A 26,993-nucleotide genomic window follows, 5' to 3' on the forward strand; every position below is an offset into this window, starting at 1 on the left:
GTGTCAATCATCAGCCGAAGTTGACCCTTTTATTCTGATGTGAAATTGACCCCTCCCCCGAGTTGAATCTGCATGTGATGGCGCTATGACTCCGACTGGGCCGCGGCACCGACAGGGGACTTGAAGAGCCCCGCCTTCCGCTTCTCTCGCAATCGATAGCTCTCACCTTTAATATTGATCGTGATGGAATGGTGGAGGAGCCGGTCGAGAATCGCCGTGGCGATCACCGGATCGCCAAACACGTCGCCCCAGGCGCCGAGGCTCTGATTGCTGGTGAGCAGGATCGAGCCCTTCTCATAGCGCCGAGAGATGAGCTGGAAGAACAGATTGGCGCCTTGCCGATCAATGGGGATATACCCGATCTCATCAATGATCAAGAGCTGGGGCTGGGCCAGCACCTTGAGCCGGTCCTCCAGCCGGTTTTCGGAGAGCGCTTTGCCGAGCGTCGCGAGGAGCCCCATGGCGGTCGTAAACAAGACGCGGTGGCCCTGTTCACAGGCCGCGATGCCCAGGGCCACGGCCAGATGCGTTTTGCCGACGCCGGGCGGCCCGAGGAACAACGCATTCTCGCCCTGCTCCAGATAGCGCCCGGTGCCGAGTTCACGGATCAGTTTCACATCAATGGAGGGCTGGACCTTAAAGTCGAACGTCTCCAGCGTCTTCTGGAACGGGAACCGCGCCATCGCCAACCGCATCGCCAGATGCTTGTCGGTCTTGGCCTGCACCTCGCGCCGCAGTACCTCCTCTAAAAAGTCGGTATAGGAGCGTTCCGCCTTGGCCGCCTGCTCCAGTAAACTCGGCAGTTCGGCGGCAACTTGATAGAGGCGCAGGCGCTGACAGTGTGCCTGGAGTCGCTCCAGTTGGGGCGTGCTCATGAGGCACCGCCCGGTTCGGCCACGGCGGCATAGAGGGCCAGATCCCGGACCATCACCTCGCCGAGGTCCCCATACCCAGGATCCCACTGGGGCGGCCGGGGCGTGGGGGCGGGTCCGCCCGCGCGCAGCAGCCCGCGATAGTGCGCCCGATCCACGACCACCGCATGGCGCGGGGACTTGGCATGCCGCGCAATGCAGACCCCGCCATGGAAGATTTCATAGTGACGACTGCTCTCCTGCACGTGGACGGTCGTGCCGACATACTCCACCGGCACAGAATAGCGGGCGGCCGCGATGGCGACGAGCGCATCGGCCGGAACGCGGCGCAGACGCACCCGTTCATAGTGATAGGGGGACCGCGAGCCCAGCGGCGTGAGCGTCTCCCGGGCGAACCGCTCGATCGGCCGCTCATGCGTCGTCCCATGGACGCGCTGATCCGCGACCGTCACCGTCCACTCCTGCAGCCAGGCGTTCAAGGCGTCCCACGACGCAAACCGGCGGCCCGCGAGGGCATTGCGCTTCACATATTTCACGCCGCTTTCTACTTTGCCCTTGGTCTGTGCCCGATACGGCTGGCAGGCCCGCGGCGTAAACCCATAGCGCCGCGCAAAATCCTCCCAGACCGGATGCCAGAGCACGCGGCCCTCGCGCCGGCCCAGGACCAGGGTCCGGGGGTTATCGTACAGACACTCCAACGGCACGCCGCCAAAATGCTGGAAGGCCCGCTCATGCCCATCGAGGAGCGCACTGAGCCGTTCATGCGGATAAGCCGACGCCCACAGTCGGCGAGAGTACCCGAGGGTGAACACAAAGATGTGGATGACTTCCAGCCGGTCGCCAATCCAGAGACGGGTTTGGCCAAAATCCACTTGGGCTTGCTGGCCCGGAGTCGTCTCAAACCGCACAGTCGCCACGGTCGCCCAGGCGCGATCGACGCGGAGCGGCTGAATCGCCCGTTGCACTTGTTGGTAGGTCCCCGCGAATCCTAACGTCTGCAGTTCCCGATGGAGCACCCGGCCGTTCCAATTCACTTCGGGGCCGCGGCGTTCCACGAATAGCCGATAGGGATCGATCTGACTGGGGCGGGGTCCCGACGGCCGCGGGCGCCAGCCCCCCAGCCGTTGCCACCGCTTCACGGTATTGCGGGCCACGCCGAGATCCCGCGCAATGGCTTTGATACGCTCGCCGCGCTGTAGTCGCGCCAGCACCTCTCGCACGCCGTCTTCTCGCAGCATCCCATCCTCCTCCGTTCGAGCCGTCTCCCGAGAAGAAGGTAGTGGGGTGCGCACTGGTTCTGCTAGCTCCATGGGTGTCCTCTCCTGGTTGTGGGGGAGGGGTCCATTTCACATGATGACAGGGGTCAATTTGGCATGATTACTGACACAAAGGACTGTACGGTCAGGTCAAGAGCGTGACGGATCCCAATGGTCAAGTCACCCTGATGGAATACGATCGAGTAGGCCGGAAGACGAAAGTTACGGCACCTGACGGGGGCATCACGAGTTTAGCTTACAATTATGGAACTGGATTCAGTGTGGGAACACAGCACGTGATGACCACGCTCTCAGGAGCTGGACTTGTTAGCCCCCTTGCCAGTTGGAACTATTTTGACGGGCTGGGCCGGTCTGTTCGAAAGGAGGCAACCGCACCGGACAACAAAATAACCGTCACCGAAATCCAATATGAGAGCCGTGGAGCCATTCGTCAAAAAAGTTTGCCGTATTTTAAGACCCTTGAGTCAGCCGCAGGCCGCTGGAGCACGAGCAGTCACGATGCGTTGGGCCGTGTCATTCGCCTGGATAGCCCGGACGGCACCAGAAGCTTGGTCTGTTTCAACGATTGGGTCACCGGCACCATCGATGCGGCTGACCATCGCAAGCGCGTGACGAAGGACGCCTATGGGCGAACCGTTCGCGTGGATGAATATCAAGGAACCTTCAGCACATGCACGACAGATGTCGGATCGCCTTATGCGACGACAGTCTATCAATATGATAACCGAGACAATCTCATCGCGGTGACCGATGCCAAAGGCAACGTCACGACGCTCACCTATGATGAGCAGAGCCGAAAAAAGAACATGCGTGATCCAGATATGGGGTACTGGATTTACGGTTATGATGCCAACGGCAATCTCACCGACCAGACGGATGCGAAGGGACAGGTTACCTGGTTTCGTTATGACGCGCTCAACCGGCAGGTGCAAAAGGACTTCACGACCCAAAAGGCGCTTGGGTCGGGCGACATTCGCTACACCTATGACGGCACAACAAACAATCGCAAGGGGCGTCTCCAACAGATTTTGGATGCCTCGGGGACAGTTGTGTTCCAGTACGACAGCATGGGGCGCGTGTTGCGGAGCGACAGAACGCTCGACGGAGTCACCTATACGACCCAGAATACTTATGATGGATTAGGACGGCTCCTGACCGTGACCTATCCCGGCACACCGGTGAAGACCATCGGTTACGCTTACAATGGTCCCGTACTGGACAAGGTGTTCGAGGGCACCACCACCTATATTCAGTACACGAACTACAATCCGCTCGGGCAAGCCGGCACGACCACCTATGGTAACGGCGTCTCGACCACGACGACCTATGCCAATGCCAACAATACCGTCTGCGGCCAGCAAAATTTCCGGCTGTGTACCCTCAAGACCACCGGACCGGGTAGTGGGGGAGGCGGGGGTGGTGGAACCAGTACTACCTACAATGCCGTGGCCGATTTTTCAGGCACCCAAGGTTTCCACGGGTGGTACTATCTGAACTCCAACGGGGGTCAGCTGACCTGGAACGGCAATTTCTGGAGCGGGTCAGACGGGTACATCAGCCTCTGGGATGACGGCGGCCATCCCGGTGACAGTACCGATCTCGTGCGACGTTGGGTGGCCCCGCAAGCAGGCAGTGTGCAGATTACGGGCAACACTTTCGATGGCGACACCGCCTGCGGGGTGGATGGGGTGCAGGTGACCATCAAGAAGAACGGGACCATCCTGTGGCAACAGACCATTGCGGCGGGTGACACCACTGGCTATAGCTTTAATCTCTCCAACACGGTTGCGGTCAGCGACCAACTCGACTTCGTCACCAATAAACTCACCACCTCCTCCTGTGACAGCACGGTGTTGAACCCCACCATCGTGCTCACGACCGCTGGCGGTGGAGGTGGCGGCAGCGGCAGTAGTACGACCTACAGTGCCGTGACGGACTTCTCCGGGGTGCAGGGGCAGCACGGCTGGTACTACCTGAGCTCAACGGGAGCCCAGCTCACCTGGAACGGCAATTTTTGGAGCGGGTCAGATGGGTATATTGGCCTCTGGGATGATGGCGGTCATCCCGGCAACAGCACCGATGCTGTTCGTCGCTGGGTGGCCCCACAGGGGGGGAGCGTTCAAATCACCGGCAATACGTTTGATGGTGATACCTCCTGTGGCGTAGATGGGGTGCAAGTGACCATCAAGAAGAACGGGACCGTCCTCTGGCAACAGACCATTGCGGCGGGCGACACCACTGGCTATAGCTTCAATCTTTCCAACACGGTTGCGGTCAATGACCAACTCGACTTTGTCACCAATAAGCTCACGACATCCTCCTGCGACAACACGGTGTTCACCCCGACCATCGTGCTGACCGCAGGTGGCAGCGGCACGACCTACCAAGACCTGCGCTATGTGTATGCCGCGAACGGCAACGTCAGCGACATCTATGACAACCTGGTCGTGGCCGGAGCCGGCGATCAGCACCTCAGTTATGACAGCCTCGATCGGTTGACCTTGGCCAACGGTCCGTATGGCACCGCGGGGGCCAATGCGTCACTCACCTATACCTATGACGAACTCGGGAATCTCACCTTGAATTCCCAGGTGGGTACCTACACCTATCCCGTGAGTGGCTCAAACAGCGTCCGCCCCCATGCCGTGACGACGGCCGGGAGCAACACGTATAGCTATGACTCCAACGGCAATCTGACCGCCGGTGCGGGCCGGTCGCTCACCTACAATCTCGAAAACAAACCACTGACGATTGCGATTGCGGGTCAAACTACGACGTTCGTGTATGACGGAGATGGCAGGCGGGTGAAGAAAACGGCAGGATCCACTGTTACCCGTTACGTCAGTAAACTCTACGAGTGTGACAATGCCAGTTGCTCACGCATGGTCTTCGCGGAGGGTCAGCGCATTGCCACTGTGGGCGCGAGTGGTTCTGTTTACTACTACCATACTGATCATCTGGGTTCGTCAAGCGTCATGACGGACAGTGTCGGTGCAAAAGTTCAAACCGTCACCTACTTTCCCTACGGCGCTATCCGCATAAACAATTCGAGTGTCTCACCGGCTGTTGATGTCCCCTACAAATATACGGGACAGGAATTCGATGCAACTACCGGGCTCTATGATTACGGAGCCAGACAGTATGATGCATCCTTAGGTCGGTTCATATCGCCTGACAGTCTAGTGCCCGAGCCGGCGAACCCTCAGTCATTGAATCGATACAGCTACGTTAAGAACAATCCGTTCCGCTATATTGATCCGACGGGGCATGAGCCAGATGATATTGGTTGTTGGTGGTGTGCCTATCAATCTGGTCTTGGCTCCATTGGAGATCCAAGTCACTCTTCATCGCAGGCACTATCGACTCTTGGAAATATTTATGCCGATGCAATCGGTCCATCTATGCATGGTGATCTTTCAGGAACAAATTTCATCAATGACCGCTTACTCGGCCTTGAGCAGAATAGGGGCGAGATGCAATGGATCGATCGGATGTTTGCACCCTATGTGACTGCCGCAGATTTGAATGCAGGGGCAGTTCTCTTGTCATTGGGAGGCTCAGCAATCAAGTCTGTCTTCGAAGGAGGATGGAACTTTTTTAGTGGATTGCTCGGATTTGGAGAGCAGCCTGCAGCGGAGAGTCTTTATCACTACGGATTTAGCAGCGACGCTGAAAGCATCATAAAAAATGGATTGCGCCCGGGAATGGATGGCAAAATCTATCTCACTACCACAGACAATCTTAGCCCCTTACAGGCTCAAATAGATCTTGCTCTCGCTCCCAACGCAGGACTCCGTGATGCCGTATTCCAGGTAGATGTGAAGATGTTACGCTCCATGGGAGTTGACATTTCACAACCAGAGCTTGTACCGAGATTATTCAACATGCCTGGTGGTGGGATTCAACATACAATCCAAGGCGCCAATGTTCCGGCGACTGCTATCCAGAGGATCCGATGACCGCGATTGAGATGTTGGAGTGGCTTGAGGAAATGTGGAGTAACAGTCCCGCCCCTGATTCAGGCGAACAATCGTATCGCCATTTGCAATTCCACGTTGAACGGATTGTCAAAAGTCAACGAGAGCCTCTTGTGATTGCGCTACGAAAGTGGATATCACTGCGATCTGAGCCAAGGACGATGGTTGCGGCGGATCTGGCTGCAGATTTCCATTTATCTGAACTTCGACCAGACTTATTTGCGCTTCTTGACGATATCGAGGGAGGGCGGACAAAATTTTTGCCGGGGCTCAAATCACACTATGGAAATCTCGTTGCCGGATGCCTTTCCCGGATTTAATGGCAAAAAACAAATGGGTGATCGAAGGAGTCGAAGTAAGAGCGAGCATAAAATGATGCCCCTGGTTCCGCTTATGCTGCGGCAGAGAATTTTTCAGGTATGCCATGGACGCCCGGGCGTATTGCCATGGGATTCAGCTCGATTGTATTCGACCGAGCAAGCCCGTCGAGAACGGATTCATCGATGAGTGTCTAAACGTGGAAGTGCTCTTCACATTTGAAGATGCACGGGAGAAGTTAGCGCGATGGCAGGAGGACTACAATCATCTACGTCCCCCCAGCGCGTCATGGGGCCGCTCCTCGTTGTAACTCTGCAACCATTCCGCGGTGATCTCCCGGACCTGATCGAGTGACTCGAACACATAGGCATTGAGGACTTCGGTGCGGTATGTTCGATTGAACCGCTCGATGAAGGCATTCTGATCCGGTTTTCCGGGTTGGATGTACCGCAGCTCCATCCCGCGGTCGGCACACCAGGTCATAATGCGCTCTGCGATGAGTTCCGGGCCATTGTCGAGCCGAATGTTTGAACGAGCACTGGTTTCTGACGCTACAAGAAGCCCAGCTTGTGATTGAAGCCTGGCGACGAGAGTACAATGAAGAGCGGACGCACAGTGCCATCGGGAATCTGACACCTATGGAGTTCATCAACCACCATCACAACCAGCCCCAGCCTGCACAGGAGTCAACTTCGTTGGCCGTGGTGTAACAAACGGGGGAAGCAACTGTCTTTGATGTCAAGCATGTTGCACTAGTGGTTCCGCCCGCCATGGGGTCCGATGTTTCACCATCGCATTGAGTATCGTCACCAACTTGCGCATGCAGGCGGTCAACGCGACCTTCTTGGCTTTGCCTGCACGACACAGGCGGTGATAGAAGGCTTTGATCACCGAGTTATAGCGGGTGGCGACCAAGGCCCCCATGTACAGCACCGCCCGGACGTGCGCACGGCCACCCCAGACCGTACGTTTCCCGCGCAGGGTCCCACTATCCCGGTTAAGTGGCGCCACACCGGCCAGCGCGGCAATTTGCTTGCTGGTCAAGGCCCCGAGCTCTGGCAGTTTAGCCAACAAGGTCGTGGTCAACACGGGCCCCACGCCCGGCACACGCCGCAATAGGTCGTCTTTCTCACGCCAGACAGGACTGTTCTGAATGGCCTGTGTCAACTGGACATCCGTCTGTCCGAGTTCTCGTTTCAGCCAGGCGATGTGGGTTGTGAGGCTCTGACGGATCGCCGTCCGGGCTCCACCGAGGCGATTCTTTTCCGCCGTCAACATCTCGATGAGTTGCCGCCGCCGCGCCAGGATTGCCGCCAAGGCCACGCTCTGCTCGTCAGGCAACGGCCGTGGTGCCGGCCGCATCACCTCCGCAAAGCGTGCCAAGAGGTGGGCATCCAGCCTATCCGTCTTGGCCAGCTTCCCGGCGGCTTTCGCAAAATCTCGCACCTGACGGGGGGCACGACCACGACCGGCAAGCCCGCGGCAGCCAGGGCCCCGGTGAGCGGCAGTTCCAGTCCACCAGTCGCCTCCAGCACAATCAGCGTGGGCGCCAGGGGTTGCAGGTACTTAACGACCTGCACAATCCCCGTCTCATCATGTGGCAGCCCGAGGGATCCCTTGGGGCGTACGGCCACGTCCAACTGAGCCTTGGAGACATCAATACCAACACACACCAGTGGCTTCATGGGACTGTCCTCCCTTGTGGCCCGTCCTTGCATAATGCGGGCTCTGTGGCCCACGCAACTGTTCGGGCTCATGGATGGGCAGGGCGCGATGACCCCGCTTCCCCGCGGTCTTCATAAACCTTGGTCACGTCGGTCTATCGCGCCCCAGAGAACGATAAAAGACATCTTTGAGGAAACGGGAATAAGATACAAGGTCTCACCACGACCAGCGGTTGGCGCAGGCGAACCGGAAGCCGCTTCTTGGTCCACCGTGGCAAATTCAGCCGCAACTGACAGTACACCCGCCAGAGGCGCTTATGGTTCCAGGGACGCCCATCCAGCCGGAGTCGATCACAACATTTCCAGAACCCCCCACCGACTCTTGGCCGCGACCAGGGTCGTGAGGGCCGCGGTGACTGGCGCATCCCGCCGCGCCCAATCCACGAGCGGCCGATAGTATGTGGTTCGATTCAATCCCACGGCACGACAGGCCCGCTGAATCGGAAGGCCATTGACCGTCACCAGATGCGTGACGACCTCCCGCCGTTCAGCAGGCCTTAGAGCTTTTTTGCGATGACATCCTTCAGGGCCAGATTCTCTAACGACAGGTCGGCATACATCCGTTTGAGCCGACTGTTTTCGTGCTCCAGATCTTTGAGCCGCTTCACATCGGAGGCCTCCAGCCCACCGTACTTCGCTTTTCACTTGTAGTACGTGGCGGAGCTGATGCCGTAGTGCCGCCAGATCTCATGAACCGGGCGTCCGGCGTCGGCCTCTTTCAGAATCGACACAATCTGCGTTTCGGTGAACTTCGACTGGCGCATCGGAACCTCCTGGCTAGGGTGACGATTGTGCCAGAAAGTTCTCTTTACTGAGTGTCGTGATTTACGGGGAGCTTACATAGTACCCGCCCAACTCGGCCGCGAACTTCCTGTTCCCATCTTTTGAAAATCTTCACGGCGGCTCCTTCAGGGCCAATCTCCCTCCTTTTGAGTCCCTACCACTGGGGAGATTGTCGCCCGGACCTTCTCAGGGTACACATGACAGGGGCTTGCTGACACTGAGTCAGCCCATGCTGGTTGCGGTGAATGACAGCAAAATTATCGGTCCTATGGCTTGCAAAATGGCGTTTTTGGAGACCGCTGTATGCCTCTACCACCCTTGAAATCTTGGTCCGAAACTACGTCTCTGATTCTCGTGCTCACGCTGCTGGCCGGCTGTGCCTCACCCACCGTGCGACGCGCGGAACGCCTGGCCGAAGAGGGCGAGTGGGATAAAGCTGTGGTGGTCTACCGGGACGCCCTCAAAACCGACCCCTTCGATGAAGCGCTCAAAGAGAAACTCGAGGCTGCCAAGCAACAGGCGGCGGTCCCCCACTACACCAATGGGCGTCGAGCATTGGAGGAGCGTCGCATCGCCGATGCCCTGACCGAGTTTAAGGCCGCGCTGGGGCTTGATCCGACCAAAGTCGATCACCATACGGGCATGGCGGATGCGCTGCGGCTGAAGGAAGCGAACGACCAACTGCACACGGCCGATAAGCTGCTCAACCTAGGACGCTCCGAGGAGGCTCTCACGGCCTATGAACGAGCGGTCGAACTCGATCCGCATCTGACGCAGGCCCTGACCCACATTACCGAGATCACGGCACAACAGCGCTCCACGAAGATGTTTGGAGGATCCAGCCAGCCCATTTCGTTACGGTTCCAAAACGCCAAGCTGAAAGAGGTCTTCGAAATCGTTGCGAGGACGGCCGGCCTGAATGTGATCTTCGATAAGGAGGTTCGGGACGAACCGATCACAATCTTCCTCAAGGAGATGGCATTCGACGATGCCTTGAACCTCATCCTCAATACCAATGGCATGGTTGCCCAGCGCGTGGCGCCCGAGACGCTGTTGATCATGCCGAACAACAAGCAAAAGCAGGCGCAGTATCAGGATCTCCTGATGCGGACCTACTATCTCAATAACGCCAAGGCGAAAGACGCGGTGAATTTGCTCAGGACCATGCTGGAGAGCAAGCATATCTATGTTGATGAGAAGGTGAATGCGATCGTCGTGCGTGAGGAACCCGTGAAGTTGCAACTCGCTGAGAAATTACTCTTTGCGATCGATCGCCGGGAACCGGAGGTGGAGCTGGACGTCGAGGTGCTGGAGGTCAATCGCACGAAAAGTCTGAAGTACGGACTGAACTATGCCAAACAAGCCGGAACAGGACTGGTCCCGACGGGCGGATCGGGTGGGATCTCCACGGCCACGACGCAGTTTACGTATCAGCAGCTCACCTCCATTGGTCCACAAAGCTATCTGTTTACCTTGCCAGCGAGCGTCATCTTGGACTTTTTCAAACAAGAATCCGATGCCCAGACCCTGGCCTCTCCCAAGCTCCGAGTGATGAACAACAAGTCTGCCTCCATCAACGTCGGCGACAAGCAGCCGATCTTGTTATCCACGACGAACGTGTTGCCAGGCCAAGCCGCAACCGGGGCGGTGCCAACGACTTCGACCGTGACCTCCATTGAGTTCAAGGACGTGGGCGTCAAATTGACCGTCGAACCGACCATCAATTTGATGAACGAAGTGATGATGAAGATCAAGGTCGAGGTGACGCGGTTGGGCGATCAAGTGACCCTGCAGGCCGCGCCGGAGATCAAACAGTTTAAATTCGGTACGCGGACGGCAGAAACGGTCTTGATGTTGAAGGATGACGAAACGGTGGTGCTCGCCGGCCTCATTCAGGACGAAAAACGCAAGACCAAGTCCACGATTCCCCTCATTGGAGACATCCCGATTCTTGGCGACATCCTGACCTCCAAACAGGATGATCGAGTGTCCACGGAGGTCGTGTTGACGATTACGCCTCGCGTGGTTCGCAACATGGATCTCCCGTCCTCGGCCGCCCAGGCCTTTTGGTCGGGGACCGAAAATACCTTCGCGACATCGCAGCTCTATGCTCCGCAAGCGATCCCTGTCTCGCAGTCACCCGGTCAGAGTCAACGGCCGCATCCTGCTCCCAGTTCATTGGGATCGCGGCCAGATATGCCTGCTGTCCCACCGGGTAGCGGGGCCCCAGCAACCGATACGGGGTTGACTGCTGGAGCAGGATCGCTGCACGAGGCACTTCCGCCATCAGGTCTTCCCACCGTGCCAAACGGGCAGGGCACAGTTCCTGTGACCACTGGCTCAGCTGGAGATCTAGTCGCGCGGGCGACTGGATCGCTGGTGCTCCGGCCGTTGGATCTCTCCGCTGCCGTCGGGCAAGAGTTTCGAGTCGATCTGACGGCGTTGCATCTCGAACAGATCAGCGAGATCTCAGTCACTGTGACGTTTGATCCCAAGCTCTTGGAGTTCCATCGAGTGACACCCGGTATGGTGGCACTGGCGTCTCGCACGGCCGACGGCCAGATCATGCTGACGCTTCGCCGCGACGGTGCCGTGCCGTCAGGCGAAGGGCTCCTTGCCATGCTGTTTTTTCAGGCCAAAGCCCCAGGACAGATTCCTCTGGACCTCCAGATGTTGCCCGGGAAGGCCTCGACGGCAGGGACTGATGTTACGGGCACCAGCCGCGCCATCATTCGTGCGCGATGAGGCCAATAGTGATAGGCACACTCAGACAGGGCAACCGAGGCTTCACCCTCGTCGAACTGATGATGGTGGTGACGATTGTGGGGATTCTCGCGACGTTGGCGATTCCCTCCTTTCAGCGCTCGGTCATCAAGGCACGTGAGGGGACCCTCAAGTATGACTTGGCGACCATGCGTGACGTGCTGGACCAGTATCGGGCCGACAAGGGGGCCTATCCTTCAGCGCTGGGCGAGCTAGTGCAGGTGGGCTATCTCAAGCGGATTCCCGTCGATCCGTTTACCCATTCGGACCAAACCTGGCAGGTGATGGCCGATGAAGGGGAGAGCGGCGGGATCGCCGATATCCACAGTGGCAGTCCGCTCGTCGGACCAGAGGGTACGCCCTATAACACATGGTAGGTGGATGGACCGTCGTTTTCGGACCCTCACAGTTGCCGTCACGCTGATCGCCGGGGGCGTGATACCGGTGGGATGTGCGAGCCAGCGTCAGGACCACCTGACTTCCGTTGATACACGGGAGCAGGTTCTGGCGGTTGCACGGGAGCGCGAGGCGGAGCTCTCGACGCTCCGGTCTGAGATGGCCGCGACGCGGATCGCCGCGGCCAAAAAAGAAGCCGAATTGGTTGAGCTGCGGGCCCTGGTTGCTCAACTTCGACAAGAAAATGCAGACACTCATCAACGGCAGCTTGAACAGAGGCAATCAGTTGAGGTTCGCCAGGCCGAGATAAATGCCCTCAAAGCGGAGCGGGACCAATTGTTGCTTACGAAGAATGACCAGTCGCTCAAGGATCTCAAGGAGGGGCTGCTGGTGCTCACTAAGCAACTCGAAGACGTACGGCAGGACATCGGCCAGAAGGCTTCACGCACTTCGGAGAAAGCTTTTCTGGCGCCGATGGGAAAAAATTATGCACCATCGCGACCAGCGATGATTCCATCGTCCCTGCAAGGGACTCAAGCTCAATTCTTTGACGGTCCGGCTTCCATATCAGCCATCTCGGTGTTGGCCGTCAATACCACCCAGTCTCCATCAAATGTGCTTCGGGTTCGCGTGCAGCCAGGAGACTCCTTGTCGAGCCTGTCGCGTAAGTATCGCACCACCGTGTCAGCGATTCAGGAGCTCAATCATTTGCCGACAGATGTGATCGCCGTCGGTCGAGAATTGCTCGTGCCGGTTCCAAGCCCTTCATCCATTGAACGGGAGCGTTAAACGATGCCGACACTGGTTCGACAGGCGACCCTCCTCGATGTGCTGGTAGGCAGGGGCTCTCTCACGGTAGCCCAGGCCGAACAGGCCTCATCGGGGGTATCCGGCCCGGAACGTCAACTCCACGCGTCCTTAGTGGCCAACGGCGTGATTTCTGACGTGCAGCTGGCCCAAGCGCTGGCTGAGCAATGCGGGGTATCGTACCACTCGCTTCAGGAATTCCGCGTGGACTTTGAGGCCTTCTCATTCATCCCCATCGATGTCATGCGGCAGTTTGAATGTGTCCCGGTTGGAGAAGAAGAGGGAGAACTCCTTCTGGCGCTGGCGGATCCCACTGATGTGCGACGGCTTGATCAGATCGAACGGGCGGTTGGGCGAAGCTGTCGGATCCTCGTGGCGCCTCGTTCTGCCATCGCCGATTCGCTACGAGAGAGCACACGGAATAGCCAGGTGGTGGCCAAGATCAAAGATGAATTCCGTCCCGTTCTGGTCCGCGAAAACGATGACGGCGAAGAAGTGCTCTCTGTGGACAAGGTGCAGCGGGATCTGAGTCCGATTGTCCAACTCGTCGATACGATCATCCTGAACGCGCTGCAGAAGCGGGCCAGTGATATTCATCTCGAGCCTGCGGATGGCGTCACGGAGATTAAGTATCGCATCGACGGTGTGTTGTACCTGGCCATGGAGCCATTGGATCTGCGGTTCCACAATCCACTCGTCTCTCGCATCAAAGTCATGTCGGATCTCGATATTGCGGAGCGTCGGGTCCCGCAAGATGGGCGGTTTAAGCTCAGACTCGATAAACGCACCATCGATTTTCGTATCTCTGTGATTCCGAGCGCGTTCGGGGAATCGGTCGTCATTCGTATTCTCGCCAAGGAAGAATTCGCCGCGAAACGGAATGGCCTTCACCTCGACTCGTTGGGATTGAAGAAGGAAGATTTGGACCGCTTTCGCCGTGCCATCACGGCCTCCTATGGCATGGTGTTGGTGACCGGTCCGACCGGAAGTGGCAAGACGACGACGCTCTATGCCGCCCTGAACGAAGTGAACACGAAAGAAGACAAGATCATTACGATCGAAGATCCCGTCGAATATCAATTGGCGGGCGTCGTGCAAATTCCCGTGAATGAGAAGAAGGGGCTCACATTCGCCAAAGGGTTGCGATCGATTCTTCGTCATGATCCGGACAAGATCATGGTGGGGGAGATTCGTGATGCCGAGACGGCGCAAATTGCGATCCAGTCTGCCCTGACCGGCCACTTAGTCTTCTCAACCGTGCACGCCAATAATGCCTTTGATGTGATCGGCCGGTTCGTGAATATGGGGATCGAACCCTATAACTTTGTCTCCTCCCTCAACTGCATCATGGCCCAACGACTGGTCCGCACCATCTGTGAATTGTGTAAGTCCCCCCACACTGTGTCTCAGGCTCTGTGTGAACAACTGGGGTTTGATTTCGAACTCTTCAAGGACCGTCCCGTGTATGAAGGGAAAGGGTGCCTGGACTGTCATGGACTGGGGTATCGCGGTCGCCATGCCATTACAGAGTTTCTGCCCCTCACAGATCGAATCCGAGAACTGATGTTGGATCGGCGGCCGCCGTCTGAGATCAGGCGAGCGGCGGTCGAGCAGGGGATGACCGATTTGCGTCAAGCCGGCGTGGAGAAGGTACGACGAGGGGAGACCACCATGCGAGAAGTCAATCGGATGACATTTTTGGGATAGCCGTATGAGGCCCACACTCTTTCCCATCCGTCGTCCCCGTGTCGGCATCAGCGTGTCTGCATCCGCACTGAGTCTGGTTGCTCTGCGCCGGCCGTGGTTCCGCAGGCCAATCGTGAAACAGGTATTGGAGCGTCCTTTGCCCAGTGGCTTGCTGAAGGTCTCCGCAACCGAGCCGCACATCACCGATCTGGATGCCTTCGCGCAGGAACTGCGCGCGTTGACCGAAGGGCTCAGCGAGCGGACGATTGCCCTGAGTGTGCCCAATCGCGCGATGCATATGGGGGTGTTTGCGTTCGATCGGTTCCCTGACGATCCCGAAGAGCGAGCAGGCCTGATCAAGTGGCGGTTCCGCGAGGACCTCAACCTGACGATTGGCGACGCTCGGGTGATGATGCAGATCTTCCCCGCCGGGACACGCACCCAGGTGCTGGCTGTGGCGGTGCGTCAGACGATTCTGGATCAATATGAGGACGTCTGTGCACGGGCTGGGCTCATCCCTGTCTCAATGGGATTCTCGCACCTTCAACTCATCGGCCTCTATCGCCGTCTGATGAAGGGCGCTCGACGGCTGTGCGTGATGCACTGGGCAGGGGACGAGTTCATGCTGCTGCTGTTCGATCAGGGGCAGCCAGTGTTTCTTCGCACACGATCAATGACCGGCGGGACGCAGGATCTTCGACGCGAACTGGTCGGAACCCTGCAGTACATGGCGGATCAGGCGACGACTAGCCATGAAACGGGTGAGTCCTCGTTTCCTCTGTACTTGATCGGTAGTCAGTCGAACGCATCGATCACGCAGCTGCTCGGAGGGGAGGCGACGGTGAAGGTGCCGGGCCCTCAGGGTGGATGGCAGATCGAGGTCGTGCCACTGGGATGGGACAGTCTTCCAGCCCATCTCAACAACCAGACGGGATCCTTGAACGGACTCTCGGCGATGGCGGCGGTGGTCGGATGATGAGAAATCCGGTGGGCCTGGCGTGGTTTCCGTTCCTGCGCTCGCCGAGTGCGAGCAGTCCCGTGCCTCACGTCGTATTCTCGGTCACGCCGGCTGCCATTACCATCCTGCGTGTGATGCAGTGGATGGCCGTCGTCGTGTGCTGTACCTCATTGGCAGTGGCGTTCACGTGGTGGAACGACAGTGTGGTGATGGAGGAGACCGCCACACACCTCGATGGAGTGGTGCAGCGGTTGAATCAGGCCAATACCAGCCGTTCAGAGAGCATGACCCGTGATCGACTGACGTTGTCCCTGGATCAGATCGCGACCATCAAGCGCGATGTATTATTCGTCAATCGGCTCGCCGAGAAGCGGGCGTTCTCATGGTCCCGTTTGTTGGCAGATTTGGAGACCACCATTCCCCCACATATGGCCCTTCGTACCGTTCAATTACACTTTCAGGATTCGACGGTGGCGCTTCACGGATCGGCGGCTTCGCTGCAAGACATCCATGCGTTCATGACCAATTTGGAACACCATGCGGCGTTTTGGCATGCGGCGTTGGCCAGTCATCGCCTTGAGCATCAGGAGAGTCAGCAGGCCCGAGCGTCGCAGGCGAGCATGGCTACGCCGGATACCATGCAACCTGGACGAGGGGTAGACTTTCAGTTGACCGTAGGCTATCGACCGTCGTGGTAAGAGGAAGGTATGGCGAACTTGTTCAAACACCTGCAGTGGTCGGGGATGAGCCGATCGCTTCTCCTATCCTGCGTACCGCTCATGAGTGTCACGGTATTGGCTTGTGTGCTTGCCGCGACGAACTATTTTTACAGATTGAGCCCTGCGCAGGAGCATCTTGCTCAGGTCGAAGCGGCCTATCAGACCACCTTGCGGGCGCAGGCCGCACTGCAGGCCAAACGCAAGACACAGGAGGAGATGCGAACGGTCAAGCTGAAACTAGACGAGGTCTGGCGGGGCCTTCCGACCGAGACGGAGTTTGCCTCACTGGCGCTCGCCATTTCTGAACTGGGACGCAGCGAGCGAGTGACCATTCCCGGAATGCAATATGCGGTCGAGCGATCGCACGCCGATGGCATGCCGGTGAAGGCGTCGATCTCGTTTTCCGTGACCGGCGAGTATGCGGCGGTCTATCGGTTCATCCACCGATTGGAATCCGCTGATTCCTATGTGGTCATCGAAAGTCTCAACGCGAGTCGAACCGCGAAAAGTGAGAAGGGAGGGGCGTCTTCAGTGGTGTTTCATGTCACGGTCGCGACGTTCTTGCGGCCGAATCCAACGACGGGGAGTCTGTCATGAGAGTGCCTGGAAAAAACGTGATGCTTGGTGGGCTGATGGGACTGTGGGCGACGGTGGCCGCGGTGCAGGTCAGCAGTCTGCCGGAGTTGAGTGAGGTGCCACTGACCTATACCTCTGGGCAGCCTGTGGCGAAGGCGGCAACATCACATGTCGCGAAGGATGCCCTGGAGCTACGTCCGATGCGGATTGTGGCGGCGCACTTGCCGTCGACGCCGAAACGCAACATTTTCGAAGCAGCTGAGACACCGACATCGGACAAGCGCCTCGTCAGGGCAGCGGTGAACAAGAAAGAGGTGCCATCTCCGATCCCGGTGGTCGCGATGCCGGTGGTGCCACCCGCGCCACCGATGCCCTCTCCGGAAGAAGTGGCCGAACAGGCCGCGCGACTGGCGCGGGAGCGCGCCCGGCAGCAACTGCGTGAAGTGATGGCGCAGTACCGCTATCTTGGGTACCTGACCGGGCAGGGTGAGCAACAGGCGTTTCTCGGCAAGGGCCAGGAGATCTATATCATTCATCTTGGAGATACTCTCGACGGTCAATTTCAGGTGGCCTCCATCACTCCCACGACCGTCAAGATCCTCGCGGCACAAGCCGACGTCGAAACCACGATCCAGCTGAAGACCGAGTCCTCGATCGAACCTTCGTAATTCTTCACGGTCACTCAGGCGCACCGACGAACATCCGTTGCTCGGTCAGGCCTTGGTGGACCAGTCCCCGGGTGCACGAGATTCGCGCTAGGGCCGAACGGGCCTAGCGCGCCGCCACTCGTCCCGGGCCATTTTTGTGCCCTCCAAAAACACGAATCTGTTCGCCAGAAGCCAGATGCCGTGCTAGTTAAGGCTACGTACGCCCGCTCCTCGCGTGCTTCCCGCACCACCTGCTGCTGTTCACCGCTCACAAAGGATCGTCGATGACCCACGCGCGTGTTCGAACCGGCATGATGAATCGCATCATCGGGGCGGGGGGACTGGCTCTTCTGGGCGCCATCCTGCTCTCCGTCACCTCGGCCTTCGCACAATCCGCGACGATCACGCTCGATGCCTATCTCCATGGGAGCGGGGGGACCGCCAATCCCCCGACCTTGACGGCGGACCTCATTCCACCGCTCAGCCTGACAGCCAAGACCAAGGATTCCGCCGGCCTCGCATTCAGTGGCGGCAATCCCTGGGCGACGATCGGGTCCTGGACCCCGCCCGCGGGGATCAATGGCAAAGTCACCCTCACAGCGCTCACCAATGCACGTCTGTGGCTGGGCTTCAAAAGCAGTGGCGATGTCGGCGGCAAAATCGATGTGTTGGTGGACGTACTGGTGAATGGGCAAGTCCTGAGTTCCGGCCTCACGCGCTGCGTGAGTACCCTGACTGCCTCCGCCAGTACGGCCCAAGACATTAGCATCGCGCTGGGCAGCATCCCGACGACCCAACTTGATACGTTGACCCAAACCCTCGCAGTTCGGGTGTCGGCCCGCATGGGGACCACAGCCAGCAATGCTGCCTGCGGCACCAAGGCCAGCGTGACGGGGGTACGCGCCTTTTTCGATGCCCTCACTCGGGCCAGCCGCGTCGGCGTCACGATTGCCCTACCACCGCCGCAGCCGGTCGTACTGCTACCCAATCCCAAAACCATTCAGGCCGGATCGACCAGTCCGATCCTCGCCCTCTTGTTCCCGGTCCCGCTCCAGGCGACGACGCTGTCGGTGGTCAGCACCGCGACCAACGTGGCCACGGTGCCGAGTAGCGTCGCGGTCGGCATCGGCCAAGCGGTGGGCTCCATCCCGGTCACCGGCGTGAGCGCCGGGACGGCCCAGATCAAAGTCACCCTCAATGGTAAGACCATCACCGGCACCGTTCGGGTGGTGGGTGGGACCGCCACCATCAGTAGCCTGGCTCCATCCGCTCTCAGCATCACCCAAGGCGGCAGCGGACAACTGACCGTCTCGCTCAATGCCACTCAGGCGACGAATACGGTCGTCGCCCTCAGCAGTTCCGCCGGCAGTATCGCGGCGGTCCCGGCGACCGTCACGGTGCCGGCCGGTCAGGTGAGTGCCTCCTTCAACGTGGTGGCGAATACGGCGGGTCAAGCCGACATCACGGCGACCCTCAATGGGACCAGTGCGAGCAGCCATATTACGGTCACTCCGGCATTGCCCACCGTGGTCTCGCTCACGCCTCCGGCGAGCCAGCTCACGCTTGGCGCCACGAGTCCATTGACGGTGACGATCTCTGCGGCCCAAGTCGGCCCGACGGTGGTGACCCTGACCAGCACCCCCAGTGGCCTCGTGACGGTCCCGCCGTCCGTGATCATCCCGGCTGGTCAGACGACCGCGTCGTTCACCGTCACGTCAGTCGCGTTGGGCACGGCGATGGTTCGGGCGACCCTCGGCAGTTCATTGGCCGAAGCCGCCATCGATGTCGTGCCACCGGTGGTGGCCCTGGTGGACTTCCAGCCGGCGAGCCAGTCCCTCGTCGTCGGGGCCATCGGTACGTTGACCATCACCCTCAATGCGGCCCAAAGCAGCCCGACCGATATCGCCCTCTCGGTGGACCAACCGACGGTGCTCCAGATTCCCGTTACGCAAAGTGTGACCGTGCCGCCGAACCAGACGCAGGCGACCTTCACGGTCACGGCCTTGGCCACGGGCACCGCGCAGTTGACCGCGACCCTAGGCGCCATCAGTAAGCAGGCGACCGTGACGGTGACGCCGCAGCCGCCGCAAGTGCTCTCAGTCACGCCGAGTCCGCTGGCCGTGGTGCAGGGGGCGACCGGGATGCTCACCGTCACCCTCAATGCCGCGCAAGCCACCGATACGGTGGTCCCGATCACGACCAACAATGCCATGGTGGTGGGCGTGCCGGTCAGTGTGACCGTGCCGGCTGGGCTCACGACGGCGCCGGTCTCGGTGAGTGGTCTGACCATCGGGACGGCGACGGTCACCGCCACGTTGAATGGCACGGCGACGGCCAGCGTGAATATCGTCCCGCCTCCGCCGGTCGTCACCGCGCTTGGGCCGATTCCCCCTGTGACGGCTCCCCTCACCCTGGCTAAGGGCCGCACGGGCGTTTTGCAGGTCACGATCAATCGGGCCCCGACGGATCCGACCGTCATCACGCTTCAGAATAGTGCGACCTCGGTCGTGACGGTCCCGCCGAGCGTGACCGTCCCCGCCGGGCAATTGACGGCGTCATTCCCGGTCACGACCCAGACCGAAGGCCAGGCGACGATTACGGCCTCGTTCAACAGCACCAGCGCCACCGCCCAGGTGGTCGTCACGGCGCCTGAAGTGGAATCGCTCACGCTCGATCCCGCTGCCCCGACGGCCTTCGTCGAGGAGGCGATCGCCTTCACGGCCACCGGCTTGTTCACCGACGGCAGCAGCCAACCGCTGGCGAACGACATCGCCTGGAGCTCGACCAATCAGACGGTCGCGAGCATCAGTACCACCGGGATAGCGAGCGCGCTCGCGGTGGGGACGACGACGATCAAGGCCACCGTCACCACGTCGGTCGGCACGGTGACCGGCGAGACGACGCTCACGGTGCAGCCCGCGCCGGTATTGGTGGTGACGCCGTTGACGACGTCGCTGACGGTCGGCCAGAGCGCGCTGTTTACGGTTGGAACCTCTGTGGCTCCCGCTTCGGCCCTCACGGTCACGTTGGCCATTTCCGGCAGCGGCACGGCGCTCCTGAGCCCCGTCTCGGTAGTCATCTCGGCTGGACAAACCACCTCGCCCACGCCGGTGCAAGTCACCGCGACCGGGATCGGATCGGTGATCCTCACCGCCACCGCGCCGGTGCGGCAACCGGCCAGCAGCACACTCACGATTACCGCCGGCCTCCCGGTAATTACCAGCGTGAGTCCTGCCAGTGGTGTGGTCGGATCGGTGGTGACGCTGAGCGGGTCGAGCTTCAATCCCGTGGCGGTCAACAATCAGGTCCGGTTCGGTGGTGTCCTTGCGACGGTCCTCTCCGTCAGCACGACCGGGAGCTCGCTCACCACCGCCGTGCCCGCCGGGGCCCTCACGGGACCGGTGACGGTCACGACCCCGCTCGGCACCGCGACCAGTCCACTGCCGTTCACCCTCTTCAATAGTGCGCCCGTTCTCTCGCCCATCGGAAACAAGACCCTGTCGTTAGGCAGCACGCTGGCCTTTACGGTGTCCGGGGTCGATCCCAACGGACAACCTGTGACCTATAGTGCGCAGCAGGCCGCGCCCGCGTCGCCGACGTTGCCGGCACATATGACGTTCAATGGCCAGACGGGTGTCTTCACCTTCACGCCCGATGCGACGCAGGTGGGGACGTTTAACCTTGTCTTTGTGGCCTCTGACGGATCGGTCTCCTCGTCGGAAACCATCGCCCTCACCGTGACGGGGGCCGTCCCCGGCGCACCGACCAGCTTGTCTGGCCGAGTGGACGATAGCTCCGGCAATCCCGTCGTCGGCGTGGCTGTGTCCTTGCGCGATGTGCCGACGACGACCACGACGAACACAGCGGGCGAATTCACCCTCGCCTTTGCCGGCCATCCGGCGGGGCGTCAACTCCTCGTCGTGACTGGGCTGCCGGCCGGGTATGCGAACTTAGTGGCGCCGGTCGATCTGATCGCCAATACGGCGAATGTGTTGCCGACTCCCGTCACCACCCCGCCGTTGGATCTGGCGACGGCGGTCACGGTGAATCCAGTCGCGACGACGACACTGACGAGTGCGACCGCCCATGTGACGGTCGTGATTCCACCGGGCCGGGCGAAGAATGCCGATGGCACGCCCTTTACGGGGCAGCTGACGATCAGCCCTGTCCCGGAATACGGGCGCCCAGAATCGCGTCCCGTGGAATTGCGGCCAGGTCTCTCGGTGACGATTCAACCGGCGGGCGTCATCCTCGATCCGCCCGTCCCCATCACCTTTCCGAATGTGGACAACATGCCGCCGGGCAACGAGTTTGACCTGTGGTCGTTGTATCCGGACACCGGCACATTCCTCGTGGTTGGACGGATGCGGGTCAGTGCCGATGGGGCGACCGTGGAGATGATTCCCGGCACCGGAGGGGTTCGCAAGACGGCCTGGCATTTTGCCATGCCTCCGGAATCCAGAGGAGATGTCGCCGAAGTGCCGAGCAAGGACGGGGACTGTGTGGCCTGTCGGACGGGCTCGGAAGCGGACCTCACAGCCGGTGCTCTGGCCCTGGACGAAATCATCCCAGGGATTCGCACGCTGGGGGTGACGCGGGATCTGGCCCTCCACTATCGGTCGACCAATGCGGATGTGCAACGCATTGTCCCGATGAACGCGACGCTTCGAGTGCAGGCGGCCGTGCCGACGACCTTCTCGGCGCGCCTCTCAATCGGCGGGGTCCAGCTCGGACAGGATCGGTATTGGGATAGTCGCGCCTTACCGGAAAATGCGGATTCCGTCTCCCGTCTCGGTGTGCAATTCGACGGCAGTGCCTTGCCCACCGGCCTTTATCCCTCTGAGCTCCTCCTGTTTTCCAACTACCCGCAGTCGAGCATCGGCGGGGTGACCCGCAGTCAGGTCTTGCTCCGGAACGAACAGGCCAGCCCCTTCGGCGCCGGCTGGACCCTGACGGCATTGGATCGTCTCTACCCACAAGCGGACGGATCGGTGGTGTTGGCGAAGGGCACCGGCAGTACGCTGCTGTATGGCGCGGCGGGACGGCCACTGGTGGTGGAGAGTTTCGACCAGGCCCGCAGCCTCACGGTCAGCGGGGTCAACGCCAGTTTTGTCGCGGGGGCGATGCATGCGGCGGCACGCGCCGACCTCTTGAATACTGCCAACTTCGGTGCGCTCGGGACCGTTCGCAGACCGGTCACCTTCCGGAGTGGCCTCAACGTCGTCACCCTCCCGGCATTGGCGGGGGTGGATGTGTTTGTGGTGAATCTGCTGACGACGGAATTGACGGCGACGGAAGTGCAAGTGCTGGAGCAATTTGTGCGCGAAGGGGGGACCGTCCTGGAAATTCGGAATACGGCCGTGACCCGGCCGTTGCTCCTCGGGACCTTGCCCGCGCCGTTCATCGGCGACCTCACGGCGGACGTGACGCCGGAGGGCCTCACGTCGCCGCTGGGCAATGGGCCGTTCGGGACGATCATCAGTCCGCTGCTGACCGGTGGGAACGCGGGCTATGCGACCGCCGGGTTGGCGACCGTCCTGGCCCGGAATGATCTCGGCCCGAATGTCCTCCTGCTGCCGCCCGGGACGGTCTTCTCCGGCGCGGGCCGGGCGGTCTTGATCGGGGATGAAGAGATCGTGGCCTCCGGCTATACGGGTGGTGCGGGGTCGAACCGCTATACGGAAGGGTCGAATCGCACCTTCTTTTTGAACGCGATCGGCTACCTGGCTGGCGCTCCCGGCTATCGACCGGTACTCCCGGCGGGCCCGACCGCCATCACGCTGCAAGGTCCCCCGGATGAATATGCGGTCTTGGTGCGACAGGTGGATGGCACCTATACCCGAACCGCCAAAGACGGCACGGTATCCCAATTCAGCCCGCAGGGCCTGTGCACGAGTCTGCGTGATCGGAACGGGAACCAGACCACCTATGCCTATGACGGCAGCGGGCGACTGGTGACGATCACGGACCCGACCGGGCAGGTGACCACGCTCGCGTATAGTGGCACCACGGTGCAGAGCATCACGGACCCGGCGGGCCGCGTGACGCAATTGGAGTATGACGCGGCGGGCAACCTCCAGCGGCTTCGCGGCGCCGATGGGACGGCAGTGACGTTCGCCTATGATGCACAGCATCGGCTGATTCGTCGGACAGACGCCCGGAATCAGGTCACGCAATACACCTATGATGCCAGCGGTCGATTTGCCCAGGCGACCTCGCCGGACGGGGCGACTCGCGCGGTCACCCCCAGTCACACCATTGCGGTGCCCAATTTCGCTGCGGGGCAGGGAACGGCCGGCAACCCGGCGCCCGTGAGTGCCACGAGCGTCAACCGGGCGACGTTTACGGATGCCACCAATCACACCACGACCTTTGAACTGGACGCGCTGAGCCGTATCACTAAGCAGACCGATGCGTTGAACCGCGTGACCACCATCACGCGGGACGCCCGGGGCAATCCCACACAGATCGTCCGTCCCAATGGCGCGGTCACCGCCATGACCTACGACGCGAACGGTAATTTGCTCACGAGCACGGAGCAGGCCATTGCGGCGACGACGACCTTTACGTACGAGCCGACCTTCAACCAGGTGACCAGCATCCGCGACCCCAAAGGCAACCTGACGCAGATTGCGTACGATGCCAAGGGCAACCCGCTGACGATCACCGACGCGCTGAACCAGGTGACCACGTTCACGTACAATCCTCAGGGTCTCCTGCTCAACACCCAGGACGCGCTGAATCAGACCACCACCTTTACCTATGACGCGCTGGGCCGACTGCTGACCACGACCGATCCGCTGAATCGCACGACCACGCTGACCTACGATGCGGCGGGCAACGTCGCGACCTCGAAAGATGCGCTGAACCGCATCACGACGTTCGTGTACGATGCCAAGAACCGGCTCACCCAGGTCACCGATCCCAACACGGGTGTCACGGCCTATGCCTACGACGGCACCGGCAATCTGCTGACCGTCACGGATGCGAAGAACCAGATGACCACCTTTGCCTACGATAGCCGGAACCGGCTCCTCAGCACCACCGATCCCCTTGGCAAGATCGAGCGGTATACCTATGACGGGAACGACAATCTGCTCACGCGAATCACGCCCAAGAACGAGACCATCAGCTTCGCCTACGATGCCGTGAACCAATTGCTCAGTAAGACCCTGCCGGGCAGCCAGGTGACGAGCTACCTCTATGATCTCGCCGGCAACTTGACCAACGTGACCGATCCGGATAGCGTACTGGCCATGACCTACGACCTGGCCAATCGGTTGCTCAACGTCACCACCGCCGGTTCGCCCCATCAACCGACGGTCTCCCTCGGCTATGCCTATGATGCGAACGGCAATCGGCTGACCCTGGCCGACGGGATCAAGACAACCAGCTATCACTATGACGGGCTGAATCGCTTGACCGGATTGGGCGATGGCGTAACCCTGCCGCCGCCGACGGCGAGCTTGGTAGCCTGGTGGACAGGCGATGGCACGGCGGCCGATGCCCAAGGGACCAACTCCGGGATCTTGCGCAACGGGATGGCGTCGCGGCCGGCTTGGCCGGACAGGCCTTTCAGTTCGACGGGGTGGACGACGAGATCGGCTTCACCAGCACGGTGGGTCGATTCGGGTTTCAGGCCACGGTGGATCTGTGGATCAAGACCACCTCGACGCGCCGCGAGACCATCATGAGCGACCGGCTGACCTGTACCGTCACGTCTCCGGCCAACGCGGCCTCCTGGGAGCTGCAGCTCCAACCGAACGGCACGGCCAGCGTTGCCGTGGCCGGACCGGACGCGGGGGCGGGGACGACGTTGGTGAGCGTCAGCGTGGCGACGACGCAGCGGGTCAATGATGGGCAATGGCATCGGCTCGGGGTGGTCCGCAATGGCACCGAACTCCGGCTCTATCGCGACGGCCAGCTGGAAGGCTTTTGGAATTTTCTCAACGGGCCGCCGCTCTTGACGAGCCTGCCGGCGGGCGGCCTGCGCATCGGCACCGGCGGCTGTGGTACCAACCCATTCACCGGTCAGCTCGATGAGATCACCATGGCGGATCGGGCCTGGACGGTGGCCGAGCTCCAAGCGCCCCGGACGCAAGAGCAGCCCGTGGCAAGTTATGTCTATGACGCGCTCTCGCGCCGGATCGCCACGACCCTGTCGAATGGGACGCAGACGACCTACAGCTATGATCCGGCTTCACAGGTCACCCAGATCCTGCATCAGCTCACCGCCAGCAGCAGCCAGATCAATAAAGCCGATTACCTGTACAACGGCGTGGGGAATCGAACGAGTCTGACGGACAGAAGAGGCCCGCAGACCTTCGGCTACGATCCGCTGGATCGGTTGACGAGTGCCAGCCATCCGCTCCTCGCGACGCCGCAGAGCTTCGCGTACGATCCGGTGGGCAATCGCACGACGAACAACAGCACCGTCAACGCGGGGAACCAGCTCACGGCGGATGCGACGCATGCGTATCAGTACGACGACAATGGGAACCTCACGCGGAAAACCCTGCTCGCCACCGGCAACTACACGCAGTACACGTATGATGCCGAGAATCGGTTGACCAAGGTGGAAGACTTCGCCGCAGGGAATGCCACGCCCGCGTTCACGAGCACGTATCGGTATGACGGATTAGGCCGACGTATCGAGAAAATCGCCAATGGCCAGACGAAGCGGTATATCTACGATGGGGACGATATTCTGCTGGAGTACGACGGCAGTAACGTGTTGCAAGCCCGTTACAACCACGGCCCAGGCATCGATGAGCCGATTGCGGTCACGAAAGCAGGGAGCACGTTCTTCTATCATCAGGATGCGTTGGGTTCAGTCACGGATTTGACTGACAGTGCCGGAGTAACAGCCAAGAGCTACGCCTATGATGCGTATGGGAATATCTTAGATAGCCCGGGCACCGTGGAGCAGCCCTTCACGTACACGGGCCGGGAGTTCGATGCGGAAAGTGGGTTGTATTACTACAGAGCGAGAAACTACGATCCAATGACAGGACGGTTCTTGCAAGCAGATCCATTCGGAATTGCTGCCGGTGTGAACCTGTATTCTTATGTGAACAATGATCCTCTGAATCTCATCGACCCTAGCGGTCTATCGCCTGTTGGATGGATTGTGAAGCTGGGGGACAAGTGCATGAAGAAAGTAAAGGCATTATTCTCCGATGAGGAGATGCGTCAGGCCCGCAAACAAGGAGAAAACGTTTTGGTCAATGGCACCCGGCAGAAAGCACATCAGGTTGAAAACGGTGCAAGTAATGGTAGCACCATCGTGAAGCATTCAGGACATGATTTTGGAGGAGGGGCTAGGGGCCGCCCGCACTTTCAAACGCCTGGCCGTTCAGGACATACTTTCTGGTCTGGAGCCGCAGCTGCGATAGGGAGTCTGATTGATCCATTTGATGCATCGGCCACAGCTGGCCGAGAAGATGACATGATCATTCCAGCTTGCGACAAATGTGAAGTGGAGGACTAA

The 26,993-nt window shown here is 60.0% G+C and carries 16 protein-coding genes and 4 pseudogenes; 15 read left to right on the forward strand and 5 right to left on the reverse strand.

From position 1 onward, the window contains the following. Positions 1 to 83 precede the first annotated feature (83 nt). On the reverse strand, positions 84 to 875 hold the full coding sequence (gene istB, locus NSND_RS00040; RefSeq protein WP_080877024.1) for an IS21-like element helper ATPase IstB: 792 nt from the start codon (positions 873 to 875) through the stop codon (positions 84 to 86). Continuing rightward, the gene (istA, locus tag NSND_RS00045) at positions 872 to 2,110 is read right to left on the reverse strand and encodes an IS21 family transposase (protein ID WP_159450537.1); all 1,239 of its coding nucleotides are present in this window, start codon (positions 2,108 to 2,110) and stop codon (positions 872 to 874) included. The genes istB and istA overlap by 4 nt, the downstream gene beginning before the upstream one ends. 155 nt (positions 2,111 to 2,265) lie before the next feature. On the opposite strand from istA, the pseudogene NSND_RS21940 reads away from it, so the two are divergent. From NSND_RS21940 to NSND_RS21945, 4 genes and pseudogenes are all read left to right on the forward strand, one after another. Beyond that, positions 2,266 to 2,370 (forward strand): annotated as a pseudogene (locus NSND_RS21940) (RHS repeat domain-containing protein); the annotation flags it as partial. Between the two features lie 57 nt (positions 2,371 to 2,427). Then, the gene (locus NSND_RS00050) at positions 2,428 to 6,108 is read left to right on the forward strand and encodes an RHS repeat domain-containing protein (protein WP_235000117.1); all 3,681 of its coding nucleotides are present in this window, start codon (positions 2,428 to 2,430) and stop codon (positions 6,106 to 6,108) included. Continuing rightward, positions 6,105 to 6,446: a hypothetical protein gene (locus NSND_RS00055; RefSeq protein ID WP_080877027.1), complete on the forward strand. Its 342-nt coding sequence runs from the start codon at positions 6,105 to 6,107 to the stop codon at positions 6,444 to 6,446. Before NSND_RS00050 ends, NSND_RS00055 begins: the two co-directional genes overlap by 4 nt. A gap of 104 nt (positions 6,447 to 6,550) precedes the next feature. Beyond that, positions 6,551 to 6,754, forward strand: a complete 204-nt coding sequence (locus NSND_RS21945; RefSeq protein ID WP_080877028.1) for an integrase core domain-containing protein — start codon at positions 6,551 to 6,553, stop codon at positions 6,752 to 6,754. Here NSND_RS21945 and NSND_RS21090 read toward each other — a convergent pair. Then, a pseudogene (locus NSND_RS21090) lies at positions 6,721 to 6,969 on the reverse strand (integrase core domain-containing protein); the annotation flags it as partial. The gene NSND_RS21945 and the pseudogene NSND_RS21090 sit on opposite strands and share 34 nt — an antisense overlap. Before the next feature lie 2 nt (positions 6,970 to 6,971). On the opposite strand from NSND_RS21090, the gene NSND_RS00070 reads away from it, so the two are divergent. Further along, positions 6,972 to 7,154: an integrase core domain-containing protein gene (locus tag NSND_RS00070; RefSeq protein ID WP_080877029.1), complete on the forward strand. Its 183-nt coding sequence runs from the start codon at positions 6,972 to 6,974 to the stop codon at positions 7,152 to 7,154. A 28-nt stretch (positions 7,155 to 7,182) separates the two neighbouring features. Here the strand turns inward: NSND_RS00070 and NSND_RS00075 are convergent. Next, positions 7,183 to 8,129 (reverse strand): annotated as a pseudogene (locus NSND_RS00075) (IS110 family transposase). Positions 8,130 to 8,665: 536 nt separating this feature from the next. After that, a pseudogene (locus NSND_RS21950) lies at positions 8,666 to 8,932 on the reverse strand (transposase). 322 nt (positions 8,933 to 9,254) lie between these two features. Here NSND_RS21950 and NSND_RS00085 point away from each other — a divergent pair. The 10 genes from NSND_RS00085 (at position 9,255) to NSND_RS00130 (ending at position 26,993) form a co-directional block, all read left to right on the forward strand. Continuing rightward, positions 9,255 to 11,696 carry a secretin N-terminal domain-containing protein gene (locus tag NSND_RS00085; RefSeq protein WP_080877031.1) on the forward strand — a complete coding sequence of 814 codons (2,442 nt, stop codon included), beginning with the start codon at positions 9,255 to 9,257 and terminating at the stop codon, positions 11,694 to 11,696. 8 nt (positions 11,697 to 11,704) lie between these two features. Then, complete coding sequence (locus tag NSND_RS00090; RefSeq protein WP_235000115.1) at positions 11,705 to 12,091, forward strand: prepilin-type N-terminal cleavage/methylation domain-containing protein; 387 nt, start codon at positions 11,705 to 11,707, stop codon at positions 12,089 to 12,091. 4 nt (positions 12,092 to 12,095) lie between these two features. Next, a complete protein-coding gene (locus NSND_RS00095; RefSeq protein WP_159450540.1) occupies positions 12,096 to 12,899 on the forward strand; it encodes a LysM peptidoglycan-binding domain-containing protein in 804 nt (267 codons plus the stop codon). Between the two features lie 3 nt (positions 12,900 to 12,902). After that, positions 12,903 to 14,624 (forward strand): GspE/PulE family protein, encoded by a 1,722-nt coding sequence (locus NSND_RS00100; protein WP_080877034.1) that lies wholly within the window; start codon positions 12,903 to 12,905, stop codon positions 14,622 to 14,624. A 4-nt stretch (positions 14,625 to 14,628) separates the two neighbouring features. Further along, positions 14,629 to 15,579, forward strand: coding sequence for a type IV pilus biogenesis protein PilM (pilM, locus tag NSND_RS00105; protein ID WP_080877035.1), 951 nt, complete (start codon positions 14,629 to 14,631; stop codon positions 15,577 to 15,579). Between the two features lie 62 nt (positions 15,580 to 15,641). Continuing rightward, positions 15,642 to 16,259 carry a PilN domain-containing protein gene (locus tag NSND_RS00110; protein WP_159450541.1) on the forward strand — a complete coding sequence of 206 codons (618 nt, stop codon included), beginning with the start codon at positions 15,642 to 15,644 and terminating at the stop codon, positions 16,257 to 16,259. A gap of 9 nt (positions 16,260 to 16,268) precedes the next feature. Next, positions 16,269 to 16,877: a type 4a pilus biogenesis protein PilO gene (gene pilO, locus NSND_RS00115; RefSeq protein ID WP_080877037.1), complete on the forward strand. Its 609-nt coding sequence runs from the start codon at positions 16,269 to 16,271 to the stop codon at positions 16,875 to 16,877. Continuing rightward, entirely contained in the window at positions 16,874 to 17,524 is a 651-nt protein-coding gene (locus NSND_RS00120) for a hypothetical protein (RefSeq protein WP_080877038.1), read from the forward strand. Before pilO ends, NSND_RS00120 begins: the two co-directional genes overlap by 4 nt. Before the next feature lie 263 nt (positions 17,525 to 17,787). Continuing rightward, a complete protein-coding gene (locus NSND_RS21550) occupies positions 17,788 to 25,197 on the forward strand; it encodes an Ig-like domain-containing protein (RefSeq protein WP_080877039.1) in 7,410 nt (2,469 codons plus the stop codon). Next, positions 25,194 to 26,993, forward strand: coding sequence for an RHS repeat-associated core domain-containing protein (locus NSND_RS00130; RefSeq protein ID WP_235000118.1), 1,800 nt, complete (start codon positions 25,194 to 25,196; stop codon positions 26,991 to 26,993). Before NSND_RS21550 ends, NSND_RS00130 begins: the two co-directional genes overlap by 4 nt.

The sequence above is a fragment of the Nitrospira sp. ND1 genome, assembly GCF_900170025.1.
Classification (GTDB): Bacteria; Nitrospirota; Nitrospiria; order Nitrospirales; family Nitrospiraceae; genus Nitrospira_A.

Coding starts and splice junctions, on each gene's coding strand:
- istB (WP_080877024.1), bottom strand. CDS start 875: ATGAGCACGCCCCAACTGGAGCGACTCCAGGCACACTGTCAGCGCCTG.
- istA (WP_159450537.1), bottom strand. CDS start 2,110: ATGCTGCGAGAAGACGGCGTGCGAGAGGTGCTGGCGCGACTACAGCGC.
- NSND_RS00050 (WP_235000117.1), top strand. CDS start 2,428: ATGACCACGCTCTCAGGAGCTGGACTTGTTAGCCCCCTTGCCAGTTGG.
- NSND_RS00055 (WP_080877027.1), top strand. CDS start 6,105: ATGACCGCGATTGAGATGTTGGAGTGGCTTGAGGAAATGTGGAGTAAC.
- NSND_RS21945 (WP_080877028.1), top strand. CDS start 6,551: ATGGACGCCCGGGCGTATTGCCATGGGATTCAGCTCGATTGTATTCGA.
- NSND_RS00085 (WP_080877031.1), top strand. CDS start 9,255: ATGCCTCTACCACCCTTGAAATCTTGGTCCGAAACTACGTCTCTGATT.
- NSND_RS00095 (WP_159450540.1), top strand. CDS start 12,096: ATGGACCGTCGTTTTCGGACCCTCACAGTTGCCGTCACGCTGATCGCC.
- NSND_RS00100 (WP_080877034.1), top strand. CDS start 12,903: ATGCCGACACTGGTTCGACAGGCGACCCTCCTCGATGTGCTGGTAGGC.
- pilM (WP_080877035.1), top strand. CDS start 14,629: ATGAGGCCCACACTCTTTCCCATCCGTCGTCCCCGTGTCGGCATCAGC.
- pilO (WP_080877037.1), top strand. CDS start 16,269: ATGGCGAACTTGTTCAAACACCTGCAGTGGTCGGGGATGAGCCGATCG.
- NSND_RS00120 (WP_080877038.1), top strand. CDS start 16,874: ATGAGAGTGCCTGGAAAAAACGTGATGCTTGGTGGGCTGATGGGACTG.
- NSND_RS21550 (WP_080877039.1), top strand. CDS start 17,788: ATGACCCACGCGCGTGTTCGAACCGGCATGATGAATCGCATCATCGGG.
- NSND_RS00130 (WP_235000118.1), top strand. CDS start 25,194: ATGAGCGACCGGCTGACCTGTACCGTCACGTCTCCGGCCAACGCGGCC.